General features: G+C 53.6%; 16 protein-coding genes. 9 read left to right on the top strand and 7 right to left on the bottom strand.

The features are described from left to right. Positions 1-577 precede the first annotated feature (577 nt). Positions 578-913, top strand: coding sequence for a hypothetical protein (locus tag E5C26_RS12745; protein ID WP_135316637.1), 336 nt, complete (start codon positions 578-580; stop codon positions 911-913). A 77-nt stretch (positions 914-990) separates the two neighbouring features. Here the strand turns inward: E5C26_RS12745 and E5C26_RS12740 are convergent, their stop codons facing one another. The 4 genes from E5C26_RS12740 to E5C26_RS12725 form a co-directional block, all read right to left on the bottom strand. Then, positions 991-2,427 carry a 6-phospho-beta-glucosidase gene (locus tag E5C26_RS12740; protein ID WP_135316636.1) on the bottom strand — a complete coding sequence of 479 codons (1,437 nt, stop codon included), beginning with the start codon at positions 2,425-2,427 and terminating at the stop codon, positions 991-993. Between the two features lie 119 nt (positions 2,428-2,546). After that, positions 2,547-3,281 (bottom strand): MurR/RpiR family transcriptional regulator, encoded by a 735-nt coding sequence (locus E5C26_RS12735; RefSeq protein ID WP_135316635.1) that lies wholly within the window; start codon positions 3,279-3,281, stop codon positions 2,547-2,549. Between the two features lie 88 nt (positions 3,282-3,369). Continuing rightward, positions 3,370-4,677: an MFS transporter gene (locus tag E5C26_RS12730; protein ID WP_135316634.1), complete on the bottom strand. Its 1,308-nt coding sequence runs from the start codon at positions 4,675-4,677 to the stop codon at positions 3,370-3,372. Positions 4,678-4,771: 94 nt separating this feature from the next. Beyond that, on the bottom strand, positions 4,772-5,722 hold the full coding sequence (locus E5C26_RS12725) for a 2-hydroxyacid dehydrogenase (protein ID WP_135316633.1): 951 nt from the start codon (positions 5,720-5,722) through the stop codon (positions 4,772-4,774). Positions 5,723-6,095: 373 nt separating this feature from the next. Between E5C26_RS12725 and E5C26_RS12720 the strand changes: the two genes are divergently transcribed. The 4 genes from E5C26_RS12720 (at position 6,096) to E5C26_RS12705 (ending at position 11,599) form a co-directional block, all read left to right on the top strand. Next, positions 6,096-6,569, top strand: coding sequence for a (2Fe-2S)-binding protein (locus tag E5C26_RS12720; protein WP_135316632.1), 474 nt, complete (start codon positions 6,096-6,098; stop codon positions 6,567-6,569). Next, positions 6,566-8,851 carry a xanthine dehydrogenase family protein molybdopterin-binding subunit gene (locus E5C26_RS12715; RefSeq protein WP_135316631.1) on the top strand — a complete coding sequence of 762 codons (2,286 nt, stop codon included), beginning with the start codon at positions 6,566-6,568 and terminating at the stop codon, positions 8,849-8,851. The genes E5C26_RS12720 and E5C26_RS12715 overlap by 4 nt, the downstream gene beginning before the upstream one ends. Beyond that, a complete protein-coding gene (locus E5C26_RS12710) occupies positions 8,848-10,146 on the top strand; it encodes a c-type cytochrome (RefSeq protein ID WP_135316630.1) in 1,299 nt (432 codons plus the stop codon). The genes E5C26_RS12715 and E5C26_RS12710 overlap by 4 nt, the downstream gene beginning before the upstream one ends. A 292-nt stretch (positions 10,147-10,438) precedes the next feature. Further along, positions 10,439-11,599, top strand: a complete 1,161-nt coding sequence (locus E5C26_RS12705; RefSeq protein WP_135316676.1) for an RNA-guided endonuclease TnpB family protein — start codon at positions 10,439-10,441, stop codon at positions 11,597-11,599. A 256-nt stretch (positions 11,600-11,855) separates the two neighbouring features. Here the strand turns inward: E5C26_RS12705 and E5C26_RS12700 are convergent, their stop codons facing one another. Then, on the bottom strand, positions 11,856-12,761 hold the full coding sequence (locus E5C26_RS12700; RefSeq protein ID WP_135316629.1) for a DMT family transporter: 906 nt from the start codon (positions 12,759-12,761) through the stop codon (positions 11,856-11,858). A gap of 129 nt (positions 12,762-12,890) precedes the next feature. On the opposite strand from E5C26_RS12700, the gene E5C26_RS12695 reads away from it, so the two are divergent. After that, positions 12,891-13,460 carry a helix-turn-helix domain-containing protein gene (locus E5C26_RS12695; RefSeq protein WP_135316628.1) on the top strand — a complete coding sequence of 190 codons (570 nt, stop codon included), beginning with the start codon at positions 12,891-12,893 and terminating at the stop codon, positions 13,458-13,460. Between the two features lie 10 nt (positions 13,461-13,470). Here E5C26_RS12695 and E5C26_RS12690 read toward each other — a convergent pair whose 3' ends face one another. After that, positions 13,471-14,028: a GNAT family N-acetyltransferase gene (locus E5C26_RS12690; protein WP_135316627.1), complete on the bottom strand. Its 558-nt coding sequence runs from the start codon at positions 14,026-14,028 to the stop codon at positions 13,471-13,473. Positions 14,029-14,223: 195 nt separating this feature from the next. On the opposite strand from E5C26_RS12690, the gene E5C26_RS12685 reads away from it, so the two are divergent. Continuing rightward, on the top strand, positions 14,224-16,161 hold the full coding sequence (locus E5C26_RS12685; RefSeq protein ID WP_135316626.1) for a DUF3857 domain-containing protein: 1,938 nt from the start codon (positions 14,224-14,226) through the stop codon (positions 16,159-16,161). 33 nt (positions 16,162-16,194) lie between these two features. Here the strand turns inward: E5C26_RS12685 and E5C26_RS12680 are convergent, their stop codons facing one another. Further along, positions 16,195-17,109 carry a LysR family transcriptional regulator gene (locus E5C26_RS12680; RefSeq protein WP_135316625.1) on the bottom strand — a complete coding sequence of 305 codons (915 nt, stop codon included), beginning with the start codon at positions 17,107-17,109 and terminating at the stop codon, positions 16,195-16,197. Positions 17,110-17,208: 99 nt separating this feature from the next. Between E5C26_RS12680 and E5C26_RS12675 the strand changes: the two genes are divergently transcribed. Both E5C26_RS12675 and E5C26_RS12670 read left to right on the top strand, forming a co-directional pair. Continuing rightward, entirely contained in the window at positions 17,209-17,607 is a 399-nt protein-coding gene (locus E5C26_RS12675) for a GlcG/HbpS family heme-binding protein (RefSeq protein WP_099063023.1), read from the top strand. A gap of 86 nt (positions 17,608-17,693) precedes the next feature. Beyond that, on the top strand, positions 17,694-18,590 hold the full coding sequence (locus E5C26_RS12670; RefSeq protein ID WP_206194269.1) for an SDR family oxidoreductase: 897 nt from the start codon (positions 17,694-17,696) through the stop codon (positions 18,588-18,590). Positions 18,591-18,636 lie beyond the last annotated feature (46 nt).

Raw genomic sequence — 18,636 nt, 5'->3', positions numbered from 1 at the left:
AATTTAGCGGTGTTTTACATAACCTGAGGTTATGAGGTGGGTGGTGTTTGCAAACGTTTATGGCTTTATAACCTGAGATACCTGCTCACTGTTCATCTTGCTATTCAAAGGAAAGCAAGTGATAGACTGGTTCAGTTCCTTTTTAGAATTCATACATATTATTAATGTGTGAAATACTAGATTTAAATTATTGACATTTTATTTGTGATAATCAATATTACAAAAAAATAGGGATGATAATCATTTCACCATCTGCGCATAGGAAAGTAATAAAGTACTTTAATCCTACGTGTAACTCACTTGTATAAATTCGACGTCATTCGTCAATAGAGAATCGATTATAAAATGAGGTAACTCATGACTAAAAGTCTTAAAGAAGTATTAAATTATGCTTATATAATGATTACATCCATATGTACCCTGAAATACATTAATTCCATGAATGGATTTGAAGGTTTTTTAGCGTTTTCAATAATGTGTTTATTTTCTCTTTTTATTGGTATTTGCGTTGTTTTTATTGAGCGAGTGAGAGTGTCAAAAAAAGGCGTTTGATTATCCAACAATATGGAGGTTTGAAATGAAGGAAATTAATACTAATGATTTAAAGTTTATTGGTGGAGCAGGTGGAAGAGATCTCGCTCAGTGGGGGGCTGGTGGTGCAGTTCTCGCCCTTACAAAAAATGGCCAGGCATCACTTGCCGCTGGTTATGTTGCGGGTGAACTTTATGATGGTATTTCAAATGGATACCAAACTGCACCAGGGGTAACTCAAGGCGTTGGTTCTTATAACCCTAATTATAACCCCAGTTTGCTCGGTCCATGGCAGCCATCTGGTGGAGCCAGTAGTTTTTCATTGGCGGATATCATAAGCATTGGTTGGAATAGATTTCAAAGAGATGTTTGGGGCATTTAACGTGCAGATGTTTTAACAATAACACCATAAAAATGAGCCACAGGAATGTGGCTCATAATGGATTATTGGGCAGATGATTAAAGCTGTTCGCCGTTGCTGGCGATCACGGTGCGGTACCAGTCGAAGCTTTTCTTGCGTGAACGTTCCAGCGTGCCGGTGCCGTCGTCGTGTTTGTCGACGTAGATAAAACCGTAGCGCTTGCCGTATTCACCGGTGGTGAAGGAAACGCAGTCGATGCAGCCCCACGGGGTGTAACCGATCAGATCCACGCCGTCTTCGATCACCGCTTTTTTCATCTGTTCGATATGCGCGCGCAGATAATCGATGCGGTAGTCATCGTTGATTTGACCGTCGGCCTCGACCTTGTCGAAGGCACCAAAGCCGTTCTCAACGATAAACAGCGGCTTCTGGTAGCGCTCGTACAGCACGTTCAACGAATAACGCAGGCCAACCGGGTCAATCTGCCAGCCCCAGTCGGAGGCTTTAACATGCGGGTTAGGCACATTGCCGGGGAAACCGAACATCGGGTCGCTGCTGCTCACCGCATCCGCCTGCAGGGCGTTACTCATGTAGTAGCTGAAACCGATGTAATCTGCGCAACCTTCACGCAGGGTTTGTTCGTCCTGTGGCTGCATTTCAATCTGCAAGCCCTTGCGCTGCCAGTCACGCAGCAGGTACGACGGATAGTAACCGCGTACCTGAACGTCGGTGTAGAGATAACGCTGGTGCATGGCTTCAACACTGTACATCACGTCATCGGGCTTGCAGGAGAACGGGTAGAAGGGCACGCAGGCCAGCATGCAACCGATTTTGAAGTCCGGGTTAATCTGGTGGCCGAGTTTTACCACTTTGGCGCTGGCGACGAACTGGTGGTGCAGTACCTGATACAGGGTTTGTTCCGGGTTTTGTTCTTCGCTGTAGACCACGCCGGAGCAGCAGTAACCGAACAGCGGGTACTGGTAGTTGCTCTGGTTGTTGATTTCGTTAAAGGTCATCCAGTATTTAACTTTGTGCTGATAGCGGCGCATTACCACTTCACTGAAACGCACAAAGAAATCGACAACCTGACGGTTTTTCCAGCCGCCATACTCTTTCACCAGGTGATAAGGCATTTCAAAGTGGGACAGGGTGATCACTGGCTGAATATTGTATTTCAGCAGTTCATCGAACAGATCGTCATAGAATTGCAGACCGGCCTCGTTTGGTTCCAGTTCATCACCCTTAGGGAAAATGCGCGTCCAGGCAATAGAAGTACGGAAGCATTTGAAGCCCATCTCGGCGAACAGCGCGATATCCTGCTTGTAGCGACCATAGAAATCCACGGCCTCATGGTTAGGATAACGATAACCCTCCAGTACGCCATCGGTCATGACGCGATCCACACCGTGCGCGCCGCCAGACAGTACGTCAGCAATGCTTGGGCCTTTACCGCCCTGATCCCAACCACCTTCAACCTGGTGCGCGGCGACTGCGCCACCCCACAGAAAATCTTTCGGTAACTGTTGCTGTTTCATCGTTGGTTTCTCATTCGCTTATTAAAGGTAATGAGAAGATACTAGCAAGCTGGAATAGAATGTCACGATATAACAAATTGCCGATCGGGTAACTTGTCACATTAAAAAAACAGCTTGTTTTATTCGCCGGCGTTTATATGGCTCAGGCGTTTGCCGATAGTTTCAATAATGTAAATAACCGGGATTTGGGTGGTGATATTATGTTGCCCGGCGATCAGCTGTGGGGGAACGTGATAGGAGAGGTTGAAGTCCGCCATACGTGCCAGCGACGAGGTTTCGTTGTTGGTGATGCTGACGATTTTGCAGTGGTGCAGGCTGAACTGGCTGGCCAGGCGCAGGATCTCTTCGGTCTCACCGGAAACCGAAAGTATAATTGCCACCGCGCTTTTATACATGTCGCTATTGATCGGATAATAAGGGTCATCAATATGGGTGCTGAACTTTCCCACGTTGGAAAAGAATCGCGCGCCATATTTACCCAATGTCCCCGAGGTACTGACACCGACAAAAATAATGCGCTCGGCGGCGGCAATATGTTGCACCGCCTGGTCAAGCAGCTGATTAAATTCGTCGTTGTTGATGCTCTTAAAGAAACTGATTATTTCGCTGGTACCAAAATCTACCGGCGGTGCTTCTTTTTGTTCAAGATATAACTTAAAGCGAATACGGAATTCGGAATAACCCGCGCAGCCCATTTTCTTGCAAAAACGCAGCACGGTGGTGGTGGAGACGCCGGCGGCTTCGGCCAGCTCGCGGATGGTCATATACATCACCGCGTTTTTGTTTTTGATGACGTAGTTATAAATCATCAACTCCAGCGAATTGAGTTCGGCAATGGCTTTATGGGTAAACATAGACCTATCCGGCGAGTAACAACAGACCTTAATCAGCGGGCTAACATAGCAAATTTTGCTGTTGCCCGCTCGTGGTTTTCGTTGTTATTCAGGCGCGTTTGGCCTTATCCAGCAGTGCATCATGCGCCGGCTCACTGCTGGTCAGGTCGCATTCCTTCGGCAAGCGCCAGGCGATGATGCCGGCGATGATCAGCGATACCGCTAACGCGCAAACTGCGATGTTTTGACCGTACAGGTAGATCATCACTCCCACCAGATAGGGCCCACAGAAACCGCCCAGATTGCCCAGGCCGTTAATCACGCCACGTGCGCCACCGGCCACCTCCGCCGAAGCGATACGGCCGGGCATTGACCAGAACGGGCTGGTTGCCGCCTTCAGGAAGAAGCCGCAAACCACCAAGGCGATATAGGCCGCTACCACGTTATGGCGCAACACCACCGAGGCCAACAGCGCGGCGGCAAAGCAGAATAGGGAAACCATCACCCACAGGCGACGCTTGCCGGTTTTATCGGTCAGCACCGAAATCAGGTAAATCCCCAGCAGGGTGGCGACGAATGGCAAAATGGCCAGGAAACCGACCGAGGCCATATTGCCACCGGTCAGGTTTTTCAGAATGGTCGGTAGCCACAGGGTGTAACCATAATCACCGGTCTGGTAGAAGAAATTCAGCAGTACCAGCTTCATCAACCCTTGGTTGCGGAACACGTCCCTCAGTGGCGCATTGCTGACCGGCTGGGTTCTGCTGCGAGCCTGACGTTCGCGTGTCAGTTCAGCTATCAGATACTCGCGCTCGCGGGCTGGTAACCAGCGCGCCTCCTGCGGACGATCGCTGATCAACAGCCACCAGACGGCCAATACCACCAGTGACAGCAAACCTTCGAGGATAAACAGCCAGCGCCAGTCAAGCTGGTTAATGATGGCGCCAGAAATGGGGGCGGTGAGCATGCCGCCCAGCGGGGCGAACATCATGACGAAGGCGTTGGCGCGGCCCAGTTCTTTTTCCGGGAACCAGTTGCTGATCATGGTCAGCACCACCGGCAACATCCCCCCTTCGGAAATACCCAACACAAAGCGCAAGATCAGCAGTTGATAGTGGTTAGTGACAAAACCGGTCGCCACCGAAACCACCGCCCAGGCACACAGCGACCAGGCGATAAAACGTTTGCCGCTGCCGTTAACCGCAATGCGCCCGCCGGGAACCTGCAAAAACAGATAGCCGATAAAGAAGATGCCGCTGGCCAAACCGGCCATCTGGCTGGTGATGCCCAAATCACTTTCCATCCCGCCGGGCAGGGCAAAACTGATATTGACCCGGTCCATAAAGGAAATAATGCAGGCGATCAGGATCGGGGCAATAACCCGCAGCCAGCGGGTGTTGGGTATTTTATTATCCATGGCGATCTCTCTTTATAAGGCGCAGGGAGAACCTCTCAATTCAATAAAGAGGTTCTGTGATACGGCGATAATAAATTCGAAAGAAACGGCTTAATTACTCAATGGCGTGGGGCAGCGGCGCCTGGTTAAAAAAGGCTTCAACATTGGTAAACACAATGTCGCTCATTTTCTGCCGGGTTTCCTGCGTGGCGCTGGCGATATGCGGCTGCAGCACGACATTATCCATGGCGATCAGCTCGGCAGGCACCTGTGGCTCGTGGGCATAAACGTCCAGCCCGGCACCGGCAATATCACCGTTTTGTAACGCGGCGATCAGGTCTTTTTCGTTGACGATGCTGCCACGGGCAATGTTGATCAGTAGTGCATGCGTCGGCAGTGCGTCGAACACCGTTTTGTCCACCAGGCCTGCGCTGTCCTTGCCACCGGAGATGGCGATCACCAGAAAATCGCTTTCCCGTGCCAGCGCCAACAAGTCCGGGTAATAAACATAGGGCAGCGTGGTGTCCTGATGATGGCTGGCATATTGGATACGCATGTTGAAACCGGCTGCGCGTTGGGCGATGGCGCGGCCGATGTTGCCCATGCCAAAAATCCCCAGTCGCTTACCGCTGACCTGCACCGACAAGCCCGGCGCCTGTTGCAGCCAGTGCCCGTCACGGACAAAGCGGTCATTGAGGCAAAGCTGGCGGGCGGTCGCCAGCAGTAAACCCAGCGCCATATCGGCCACGTCTTCGGTCAATGCGCCGGAGGTGATTGTGACCGCGATGTCGCGTTGACGGGTGTAGCTCAGGTCAATGGCGTCGGTCCCTACGCCGAATACCGCTATCAGGCCCAGCCGGGGCAGTTGTTCGAGAACCGGGGTGGCGACCCCGACATCCCCACGGGTGATAACTGCGCGGAGGGTCTCCCCCCTGGCGGCCAGAAAAGCGACCGGGTCAGCCTGCTCATACAGCCGATGTACCACAAAGTTGGCTTCCAGGCGGGCCTGCAGGTTTTCCATCACTGGGGCAATTAACAGCACTTCATTGGATATGGCGGTCGTCATGGTGTCACCTGTTTAAATAGCGTTGATGCGTTATGGCTATCAAAGCGGTTTTCCGCAGGTGGTTTTGCGACAGATATCACGCTGAAGGATGTTAAAAAAGGGTGTTACCCGGAATGTGATCGACGGGGGAAAAGCGGTAACAGCAAGCCGTAACATGCCGGAGCGAAAGGTAAAACTTTCGTATTCGGATTGGTGAATACGATTACGGACATCTATCAGAATTTAATAATAAATACCCACTTTTCGGTAAAGCAATTTGCGCTACATCACCTTAACATTGCTAAGTCTTTTAATGATTATAATTAGCAGGCTGTGAATTATTCATCGCAGTGATATTACGGAGAAATCCGTTTGGTTAAGGATATATTTCACCATGGAAATCAAAATAAACGGCCGGATGGTCGCCCTTGACGACGTCTCGCCCGAGACGCCTTTACTCTACGTGTTACGCAACGATCTTGGCCTAAACGGCCCCAAATACGGCTGTGGTTTGGGGGAGTGTGGTGCCTGTACCGTGTTGATTGATGGCATTGCTGCCCGTTCTTGTTCCATCCCGCTGAGCGGGGTGCTCAATAAATCCATTACTACGCTGGAAGGCCTCAGCGAAGCGGGGCAACTGCATCCGGTTCAGCAGGGGTTTATCGATGAACAGGCCGCGCAGTGCGGTTATTGCACCAACGGCATGATCATGACCCTGGTGGCGCTGTTTGAGCGCAACCCGCAGGCCGACGAGCAACAAATCAAAAGCGAACTGGCCTATAACCTGTGTCGCTGCGGCACCCATATTGAGATCTTGCGCGCCGCCGCCAAAGCCAGACAGCTGTTGGCTGAAAGGGGGCAGGCATGAACCACCTGGAAATAACCCGCCGCCGTTTGTTACAGGCTGGGGGCGTGGTGATGGTCAGCAGCTTGCTGCCGGTTTCACTTGATGCCCTTGCCGCCGCATCGGCCACCCAGGGCAACTTGCCACTGGATCGCGTGGACAGCTTTATCGGCCTGACCGCCGACGGCCGGGTTACCGCCTTTAACGGCCATGTGGATCTAGGTACCGGCATTCGCACGGCGTTGGCGCAAATCGTTGCCGATGAAATCAGCGTCCCTTTTGACCATGTTACGGTCATTCTGGGGGATACCCAGCGCACGCCGGATCAGGGCCCCACCATCGCCAGTGCCACCATTCAGGTGACCTCAATACCGTTGCGTCAAGCGGCGGCTCAGGTGCGGCAATTGCTGCTAGGGCTGGCCGCTCGCGCTTTCGCGTTGCCGGTGGATAAGTTGCGTGCAGAAAATGGCCGGGTGTTCGCGGTGGATAAACCCCATGTCAGCCTGAGTTATGGCGATCTGGCCAGCGGACAAAACTTACAGGTGGCGCTGGATAAAACGGTCAAGCTGAGAAGCGTGGCGGAGAGCCGTTACGTCGGCAAGGCAGTGCCACGGGTGGATATCCCGGCCAAGGTTACCGGCCAACTGACCTATGTGCACGACCTTCGCCTGCCGGGCATGCTGCACGGCAGAGTGGTGCGGCCGCCTTATACCGGGGCGGACAGCAGCGCCCCCCTGGGCAGCGGGCTGCTGTCGGTGGACAGAGCTTCTATCTCTCATCTGCCAGGCATCGTAAAACTGGTGGTGATTAACGATTTCATCGGCATCGTGGCCGAGCGCGAAGAGCAGGCGATCGACGCCATGCGCCAATTGAAGACCGTATGGCGACCCTGGTCCGGGCTGCCGGATCTCTCGGGGGATGGGCTGCATGCGGCGTTGGTGGCTAACCCGAAAACCGACCGCGTACTGCGTGACGATGCTGGCGTCGATGCCGCGTTGGCTTCGCTGCATACCGAGGTTAATGCCGATTACGTCTGGCCCTATCATCAGCATGCCTCCATCGGGCCTTCCTGTGCGGTGGCCGATGTCACCAGCGAACATGCAGAAATCTGGTCGGGCACGCAAAACCCTCATGACCTGCGTAAAGACATTGCCCATTTGCTCGACCGGCAACCGGAGCAGGTGCATATCCATCGCATGGAAGCTTCCGGCTGTTATGGCCGCAACTGTGCCGACGACGTGTCGGCAGACGCCGCGCTGTTATCGCAGGCGACCGGTAAACCGGTCAGGGTGCAGTTGATGCGTGAGCAGGAGTCGGGTTGGGAGCCCAAAGGTACCGGGCAGTTAATGCAGGTGCGCGGGGGGCTGGATCAGCACCGGCAGGTGGCGGCCTATGAGTTGAAAACCAGTTATCCCTCCAATAATGCAGTGACGTTGTCACTGGTGTTGACCGGCAAGGTAGCCAATCGGGCCGACGTACAGCAGATGGGCGACAGAACCGCCATTCCGCAGTATGAATATCCGAATATGCGGGTGATTTGTCAGGACGCTGCGCCGATCGTGCGGGCTTCCTGGATGCGAGGGGTTTCGGCGCTGCCCAACGTGTTCGCCCACGAGTCGTGGATTGATGAACTGGCATGGCATGCCGGGCAGGATCCGATCGCTTTCCGCCTGCAGTACCTGAAAGACCCGCGCGCGGTCGCGTTGATCAATGCGCTGAAGAAACAGGCTAACTGGCAAGAGGGTCCGTCGCATCGCAACCCGGCACCCGATACGCAGGCGTGGGTCAGTGGGCGTGGCTTTGCCTATGCGCGTTACTTCCACAGCAAATTCCCCGGTTTCGGCGCCGCCTGGGCGGCCTGGGTGTGTGACCTTAGCGTCAATCGCCACAGCGGCCAGATCAAGCTCGATAAAATCTTCGTTGCCCATGACTGCGGACGCATCATCAACCCGGCCGGAGTGCGCCATCAGGTGCATGGCAATATTCTGCAGTCCGCCAGCCGGGTGCTGAAAGAGTTTGTCACCTTTGACGCTTCGGCGGTGACGTCGCTGGACTGGGGCGGCTACCCGATCCTGCGTTTTGATGAATTGCCGCAGGTGGATGTTCAACTGCTGGATTACCCCGATGAGCCGCCGATGGGAGCGGGAGAATCGGCCTCGGTGCCGAGTGCAGCCGCCATCGCCAATGCATTATTCGATGCGTTGGGGGTACGTCTGAGGGAAGTGCCGTTTACTCCCGAGCAGGTGCTGAAAGCGTTAAAACAGCAGGCTCCCGGCAACGCAGCAACCAGGGATAAGTCATTATGAGCAAATTAAAAAAAGTCGCCGGATGGGGCAGCCTGGCCGTCATCGCCGTAGCGGTCGCCGGTGCTATTATCAGCTGGCAGCCGGAAATTGCGCCGCGTGATGCAAACGAGACCCACGTTTTTAATCAGCAACAGATTGCCCGTGGCAAAATGCTGGCCGATCTCGGCGACTGTTCGGTTTGCCATACCCGGCCGGGCGGTAAACGCAATACCGGTGGACTGGCGATGGAGATCCCCTTCGGCACCATTTACACCACCAACATTACCCCGGATAACGAAACCGGCATTGGCAAATGGTCGTATGCCGCCTTTGAACGGGCAATGCGGCATGGGGTCGATCGCCAGGGGCGCTATCTCTATCCTGCCTTCCCCTATACCGCCTTTACCCGTACCAGTGACGAAGATCTGCAGGCCTTATACGCCTACCTGATGTCACAACCGGCGGTGAGCTACCAGCCACCCGTTACCGCACTGAGTTTCCCGTTTAACATTCGCCAGGGCATAGTGACCTGGAACTGGCTGTTCCTGACGCCGGGCGCGATGAAAACCAACCCTGAGCAAAACGCCGAATGGAACCGGGGAGCCTATCTTACCGAAGGGCTCGGTCATTGCAGCGCCTGTCACTCACCGCGCAATCTGATGTTTGGCGAAAAAGGCGGCAGTGCGCACTTGACCGGCGGTGTGGCGGAGGGCTGGACTGCGCCCTCGCTTACCGGCAGTTCTGCGGCACCGCTGGATTGGACCCGGCAGGATTTGCTCAGCTTTATGCGCAGCGGATATTCGGCCAATCACGGCGTAGCGGCAGGGCCGATGGCACCGGTAATCGAAGAGGGGCTTTCACGCCTGCCGGAGCAGGACCTGCAGGCCATTGCCACCTATCTTCGCAGTTATCACCCGCAGCAACCCAGGGTCGCAGAGGCTCAACGGTTGAATGACTGGGCCGAGTTAAAAACGGAACCGTTAACCACCGAAGGGGCGCGTATTTTCTCCGGTGCCTGCATGGCTTGCCATGCTCAGGAAAAGGGCGCGCAAATGGCCGGGATCCGGCCTTCACTGGCGCTGAACACCAATCTGTTTGCCGATACGCCAGACAATGCGATACGGGTGGTGCTGGACGGGATCCAGCGGCCGGCCAATATCAATCTGGGATATATGCCGGCATTCCGCCATAACCTGAACGATGGGCAGATTGCGGCGTTGCTTGATTTCCTGCGGCAAAGTTACGCCGGGAAAGCGCCGTGGCCTGACCTGCAGGCGCAAGTCAGCCGCATACGCAGCGAAACTGAAGATAGATAAATTGGCGGGGGCCATTGCAAGCCCCCGATTTAGCATTTGCCCCGTAAACTCTCGCCCCCTCGGGCGGGGATATAAGGGGAGCTAATCAGGTATTTTCTGCGATGGTACATAGGTTTTCAGTGTTTCGATTGTTGCGCTGCAGTGAGATAAAAACTCGTCCAGAATGGACAACTCATTTGCTGCCCCAATGGCAACGGCGAAGATAACCGGTCAACTTATAGTGATGCACATTTTCTGGTCAAAGGCTTCCTAAGGTCATACAGTACAAGCTGATTATCGGTGAGCGTCCATGATGAAAAGAGCCACTAAAGTACGCCTGTACCCGACGACCGAACAGGAGGCATTCTTGAATGCTCAGTTCGGCGCGGTGCGTTTTGCGTACAACAAAGCTCTGCATATCAGCCGCCACAGGTACCAGCGGCACGGCGTATCGGTCAGTGTTAAGCGAGACCTGAAACCATTACTGGCGGTAGGAAAAAGATCCCGTCGTTACCATTGGCTGAAAGACTATGATTCACTGGCGTTACAGCAGGCGGTGATTAATCTTGATACCGCATTTGGACACTTTTTCAGGCAACGTGCTCGTTTCCCCACCTTTAAGCACAAGCATGGCAAACAATCCAGCTATCACCCCAACGGCAAAGTGTTAACTGATGCTATTCAGTTGCCAAAAATGGCACCGATTAAAGCCATCATTCATCGCGGTATTATCGGGAAGGTGTCCAGCATCACCGTCAGCCGTGGCACGACAGGAAAATATTACGCCGCCATACTCTGTGACGATGGGCTGGCCGCGCCAGCCAAACCCGCACTGATAACCAGCGTAACCGGTTGTGATTTGGGGCTGTCCCATTACCTCATTCAGTCTAATGGCGAAAAAACAGCCAACCCGCGTCCCCTGGTACGCGCCAGCCGTAATCTGCGGCGCAAACAAAAGTCGCTATCCCGGAAAATAAGAGGCAGTGCAAACCGGGCAAAAGCGCGTTTACTTGTGGCGAAATGCCACGAGCATGTGGCGAATGCCCGCGCTGACTTCCAGCATAAATTGTCTCGTACACTGGTTGACGAAAACCAAGCGGTCATTGTTGAGACACTGAAAGCAGCAAACATGATAAAAAATCACAAGCTGGCGCGGCACATTGCGGATGCGTCGTGGTCTGGGTTTGTGATGAAACTGGAATACAAAGCGGAGCAGGCTGGCAAACATCTGGTGAAAATCGATCAATGGTTTGCCAGCTCTAAAACCTGCCATTGTTGCGGTTATAAAATGGCGGAAATGCCGCTGAATAAACGTATCTGGCCATGCCCGGCGTGTGGTGTTGAGCATGACCGCGATATTAACGCGGCCATTAACATCCAACGCAAGGGTATAACGGATTTGCAGGCGGCGGGACTCGTCGTTTCTGCCCACGGAGGCCAGCGTAAATCTGTCATATCGACAGTAGTGGCCTGAGAAGTGGGAAGCCTCGCCGTTTACGGCGGGGAGCAGTCACTGAGTCACGCACAGCTCATTCCAGTAGCTGAAACGGACGCGCTGTTTCAGTCGGTTATTCCACAGATAAAGCGTCATCGTTTGTTCCTCCGCCATGTCTGTCTTAATAAATAACAGCTATTTCTGAACGGGGCGAATACGTTAATTTGCTGAGATTTTGATATTTCTGGGATAACCGTGCCTGGGTTTATCGGTGATAAATTCGGTTTAAGGCAGGTTAACTCTCGTCTGCCAGACAGGGCTTTTTCTTCGCCCGCATCAACCGCCAACCAAAGTTCATGCCCGCCGCCGCCAGCAAGATGGCCGCAGCGCCCAACAGTTGCATCAGGCTCAGGCGGTGGCCGAACACCGCCCAGTCGACGATAATTGCGACTATCGGATAGATAAACGACAAAGCCCCCACCAGGCTGGTCGGGATTTTCTGGATTGCGCTGTACAGCAGCGAGGACATCAACCCGGTATGTACCAGGCCAAGGGTTGCCAGCAGCAGCCAGGCATTGGCCGTTGACGGCAGGGCGCCGAGCCCGGCGAAGGGGGCCAACAGCACCACGCCCACGGTAAGCTGAATCAACACGATCAAATGCGGTGGCACCCCTTTTAACTGTTTGACGATCGCGGCCGCGACTGCATACATAAAAGCCGCGCCCAGCGCCAGCATCACACCGGTAAAGTAATGGGAACCGGGAGCACCGCCATTATGTTTACCGGTAATGATCAGCAGCATGCCGCCAAAGGCCAACAGCAGCCAGCCGATTTTGTTCGCCGTCAGTTTTTCACCAAAGAACAACACTCCCAGTCCGACCAACATAAAGGGCTGCACGTGGTAAGTGACCGTTGCCACGGCGATAGAGGCGTAAGAATAGGCAGCAAATAGCAGCGTCCAGTTCAACACCAGCGCGATCCCACCCAGTACCGCTATTGCGGCCTGTCGCCGGGTTAACCGGTCTTTTTTCAGCAGCCCGAGCAGGGCGCAGGCAACCAGCATTGCCAGTGCGCCAAAGGCACAACGCCAGAAGACCACCGTAGTAGCCGGTTGCCCCAGCATCACCACCGGCCAGCCTACGGTGCCGGAAATCATCATGGCGAGCGTCATCTGCCATACGCCGCTGGTTTTCACTTTCATTTACCCTATCTCCGTTTGCGCTCATCGCTTGCCGACACCGGCGGTTACCATTAAAATGAACAACTGAACATTATGATGAACAGGTTGCAATCGTTCGTCAAGTCGAACAATCGGATGATATGGTGAACAATGAGCGATAATACCGGCAGTAACCTCACCCCCATTGGCCTGCTTTCCAGCGCCATTCGTCGCGAACGTGAGCGGCTGGGGCTGTCGGTTACCGAGTTGGCCCGGCGGGCGGGTATAGCAAAATCGACGCTTTCGCAGCTGGAAACCGGCAACGGCAACCCCAGTCTGGAAACGCTGTGGGCGTTGGCGATGGCGCTGGATGTGCCGGTTAGCCGGTTAATCTCCCAGCCACGTCAGCACGTTCAGGTGATCCGCGCCAATGAAGGGGTGACCACCGTTTCCGAGCAGGCCAATTACGCCGCAACCTTGTTGGCAACCTGTCCGCCGGGCGCGCAGCGCGATATTTACCGCCTGAACGTGCAACCGGGCGAAGCACGCATTTCGCGCCCGCATATGCCGGGCACCATTGAGCACGTGATTATCAGTAGTGGCAGGGCGCTGGTCGGGCCGAAGGACCATGCGGTGGAGTTAAGTCCAGGGGATTACATCAGCTACTCCGCCGATAGGGAGCACATTTTCGAAGCCCTGGCAGCGGATACCACGGCGGTGATGCTGATAGAACAAGGCTAGTCCCATTGGCTCACTCAAGCGGGGGTTCTGTGTAAAAGGTCATCTTTTCGTAGTGGTCGTTGAGCAGATTAACCTCCGCCGTCACGTTGAACCCCAGCGTTTGATACATTTTGCCCAGATAGGGTTTGTTCTTGTCGGCCAGCAAGCCGACCTTTTGGAAACCCTGTTTTCTGGCTTCATCAGTGACCTGAACAATCAGCCGCTTTGCGATCCCCTTACCCCGGCATTCCGGTAACACCGCCAAAGAATCTATATAGATTTCATCCGGATCCGACTCATTTTCCATCTCGGGCAGAGATTCAGTGATGGACTCAAAGCCGGACTCATCTTCACCGCGAAAGTAGAGGATACAGCCCAGGATCCCGCTCTGGCTGCGGGCGACAAAGATGTTTCTGTAACTGAAGTAGATATCATCACGACTGAAATTTATTTCATACTGATGGAGGGCATCGTTAATATCATCCTTACCGGAAAGCGCCAGTACGGCATCTTTATCTGCCAGGGAGATGAGCCTTACAATTTCTGCGGCATCGGTTTTTTTCGCTTTTTCGATAATGATATTTTCCATAGATAGCCTTCCTTTTGAAACGTGGCCTTTGTATTTTGAAACTTGCAGCCCTGAATGATACCTCGGATCCTGTCAGGCGAACCGGCATTTTATTGAAAACGCTTCTCATTTATACTACTGTGCCCGCCCATTGCGACGGTGACCCACGCCTGATTAAGGCCATCGTCATGGTTTAAAAACCTTCAAGGAATGAAGATGAAAACTGTTATTCCCTCAATATTGTTACTTGCCGGTCTGACTGCCGCGCAACCGGCAACGCTGCTGGCCGCAGAGGCCACGACGACTACCGCGCAGGAAAACGCTGCCCGTAATGACTTTAGCTTTGTGCGTTACCGCGCCGATTATCAAGTGCGGGCCAACGCCAGCAACGTGAAGACCGAGAGCTACGAAGTCCTGCTCAAAACCAAAGCCGCGGTCGAAAAATTCAGCCAAATTCGCCTGAGTTACAGCGAGAAAATGGAAACGCTGGAGGTCGTCTCCGCCTATACACTGACTGCCGATGGCCAGCGGCATGATGTGGCCCCGGATCGTATCTATACCCAGGAAAGTTATTCCAGTGCCTCGGCTCCCTTGTATGCCGATCGCAAGGTGCGGGTCATCGTCTTCTCCAACCTGGCACCGGGTTCGCGCGTGGTGTATGAACTGCGTCGCACGCAAAACACGCCGTATTTCCCGGACTACTTCGGCCTGTGGGAAACCTTCAGCGTATTCGATCAATTTGATGACGCGGAAGTTAACCTGCAGGCGCCGGCAGATTTGCCAATGCATGTGTTTACCCGTGGCGTGGAAGGTGGCAATGCACCGCAGGTGCGCGATGGCCAGGCACACTGGCGTTGGCATTATCAGCGCAGCGATCCGCTGAAGGCCCAGAACTGGTCGGCGAACAGCTGGACGTTCAGCCCAACCATCATGGCCAGCACCTACCGCGAATGGCCACAGTTGGCCAAAGCCTACCAACTAAAGGCCAGCCAGGCGGCGAAAGTCACCCCGGCAGTGCAAACCCTGGCGGACAAAATCACCAGCGGTATCAGCGATCGTCGTGAGCAGACGGCGGCGATCTACCGCTGGGTGGCACAAAATATTCGCTACGTTGCCGTGTATTTGGGCAACGGCGGGCTGGAGCCCAATTCGGCGCAGAGCATCCTTGATAACCATTACGGGGACTGCAAGGATCACGTAGTGCTGCTGGAGGCATTGTTGGCGGCCAAGGGCATCGTCAGTTCGCCGGTGCTGATCGGCATGGATGAAGGGCCAACTCTGCCAACGGTGCCGCTATTGGGGCGCTTCAACCATGCGATCACCTACGTGCCGGAATTCAAGCTGTATCTGGATTCCACCAATCCCTGGGCCCGATTTGGTCAACTGCCGGGGGCTGACCTCGGGGCGCCGGTATTGCTCACGCGCGAAGCGAAATTAGCGCGCACCCCGGATAATGACGAACTGCGCAATAACACGTCACTCAGCGTGGACTTTGTTTTCGATAAAGCGGGCAATATGCGTGGGCAGACGGAGCGCAAACTGGGTGAGGTGGATGAGATTGACCTGAGGGGCTATTTTTCCCAACTCAACCAGCAAAACCAGGCGCGGGTAGAAGAAACCATTATGGCTTCCTCCGGTATTGATGGCCGTGGGGAAATTGCGTTACACGGCGATCCTTTCGATCTCAAAAAGCAGTTTGGTTACAGCTATCGTTTCAAGGCCGAGGATTATGTCGATTTTGGCGTGGTAGGCGGGATGACGGTGCCAACGCCGCCAGGGGGGAAATCTTTCCGTACCCTTTACTCCACGACGTCGGCACCGACCAACGAAACGCCGTTCTATTGCACCGCACAGCGCTATGACGAAACCTACCGGCTGAATTTACCCGCTGGCGTGCCGATCATTGCGGTTCCAAAGAACCAGCAGTTCAATAATACCGCCGGTGAATACCGGGTGACATGGCAGCTGGAAGGGCGACAGGTGGTGGTTAACCATCGGTTGCAGATGAATGCCATTCGCGGCAAGGATGCACTCTGCCAGCCGCAGGATTACCCGGCATTCCGCGAGCTGTTCCAGCAGGTACGGCGTGGTTTCCGTGGGCAGGTGGTTTATGGCGAATTGTCGAATGCTGCGCTGAATAAAGCCGGCGGATAACCCTGAGCATGCCCCGTCATGACGGGGCATGCTTCACCACGACAGCGTCTGACTGTGGCGTTTTAATTCATCAATAAAGACCCTGACTTTTTTTGGCACGTATTTACGGTTGGCGTAATAAACCCACATCGGTGGCAGTGGGCGACAATATCCCGACATTATTTCGATCAATGTTCCCGCCTCAAGCTCTTTTTTTATCCTGTGACGTAAAAATACATGAGCAATGCCAATTCCAGCTCGAGCGGCCTCGATAATAGCCTCGGTATTGTCGGTAATAAAAACTCCTGGCAGGTCAATATCATGATCTTGCTCACCATCGGTCAGCGACCATTTATGCAATATGCCACGATCGGGGAAACGAAAGCGTATGCAACGATGCTGTTGCAATTCCGAAATATTCGTCGGGGCCGCATGCTTTTCAATATAATCGCGTGAGGCGATAAGGGCACAAGGCAGTGCTGGAGTTATTTGTACGCCAACCATACCGGGCTGCAATTTATCTGCCAGCCGAATACCCACATCGATTCGTTCCTGAATAATGTCTATCAAATGGTCTTCGTAATTTATTTCCAGGGTGATTTGTGGAAAGCGCCGATTAAACTCGGCCAGCAAAGGTGCCTTAAGCAATTCTTTTGCCATTTGTACGGCGGTAATGCGCAGATGGCCAGAAGGCAGGTCCTGGCTCTGATGCAGGCCTTCGCGGGCATTAAGTATATGTTGATAAAAAGGCGCCACACTTTGATAGAACCACTCACCGGCTTCACTGAGACTAACGCTACGCGTCGAACGATGAAACAGCTTCACCGCCAGTTCGGTTTCCAGTTGCCCAATTCTCAAACTGACTGCGGCCGGCGTAACGCTGAGCATGGCAGCCGCTCTGGAAAAATTGCCGGCTTCGACCACGGTCAAAAACAGGTGAATGCCGTTAAGCGGATCTTGTCTATTCATAAGATAAACTAACAACTGTTGTCAGGTGAGTGGGTATTGTTCACATCCTAGCGCAACTTTATAGTTTTCCCCAGTTTCGTATTAACGGGGTTACTTGCCATGTCAGGATCGTTCTCGTTGGATTATGCCCGGCAAATTATTGCCAAAGGGATCAGCACCGCACAGCAGCAGGGGCTGGCGGTCTGTATTTGTGTCTATGATGACGGCGCCAATATGATCGCCTTTGCCCGCATGGATAATACCCCGCTGGGGGCCATTGATTTAGCCCAAAGGAAAGCGAAAACATCGGCACTATTTCGTATTCCCAGTGCCGATTTGGGTCGGCTCTCAGGTTCAGGACAAGAGTTGTGGTCGATTGAACACAGCAACCAGGGGCTGGCCTCTTTTGCCGGCGGACTGCCAGTCTATTCATCTGCGAATGAATTTATTGGCGCAATTGGCATTTCCGGCGCCAAATCCCATGAGGATGCTTATATTGCAGAGAGCTGTTTGAAATAAACGCAGTGCCCATATTTAACTGCATTCATTAAATCAAATGCTAATTAATAAAATAGACCATTCTGCCTCTGGCAGAAGGAGGCTGTATGCCTGAAATAACCCGCAGGAAATTTATCATCAGCAGCGGCGTGGTAGCGGCGTCGTCGGTATTACCCGCTATGACCGTGAGTGCCAACCCAATTAATGTGAACAAAGGAAATCATCAGATGGTTAATAAAACAATATTAGTGACAGGCGCAGGATCCGGCTTTGGCCGGGAAGTTTCGCTGGCGCTGGCGGCCCGTGGGCATAAGGTGATCGCCGGTGTCCAGCTCACGCCCCAGGTCACCCAGTTGCTTGAGGCCGCCAAACAGCGCGGCGTTACGCTGCAGGTTGAAAAGCTGGATATTTTAGACCGCCGGGATCGCGAGTTCGCGTGGAAATGGGATATTGACGTGTTGTTCAATAATGCCGGTATTGCCGAAGCGGGCGCGGTGGCAGAAATGCCTATCGACGTGCTGCGATCCCAGTTTGAGACCAACGTGTTTTCCAGCATGGCGCTGACTCAGGGCTTTATTAAACAAATGGTGGGGCGCAAGAGCGGCAAGATCGTGTTCGTTTCTTCCGTTGCCGGTTTACTGACCGGTGCTTTTACCGGCGCTTACTGTGCGTCCAAACATGCATTGGAAGCGATAGCCGAGTCTTTGCGTATGGAACTGGCCGATTTTGGCGTGAAGGTGGCTACGGTCAATCCCGGGCCTTATTTGACGGGTTTCAATGATCGCATGATGGAAAGCTTCAGAGTGTGGTACGACCCCAAGGTGAACTTTATTGATCACAGCAAGCTCAAGTTTCCTTTCGATCAGTTCGATCCGCAGGAGATGGTGGACAAAATGGTCAGCGTTATCGAAGAAGAGAACGGTTTATTCCGTAATCTGCTGCCTGAGTCCTTCATTGAAGTGGTGAAGAGTGACCAAAAGGACGGGTGGACGCGTAAGCAATAACAGCATGTTGGCCGGCCGGTTGTTGTCACCGGACCGGCCATTTTCA

This window comes from Serratia proteamaculans, from assembly GCF_004684015.1.
GTDB classification, from domain to species: Bacteria; Pseudomonadota; Gammaproteobacteria; order Enterobacterales; family Enterobacteriaceae; genus Serratia; species Serratia proteamaculans_F.
This window is presented reverse-complemented; position numbering and strand designations above follow the sequence as displayed.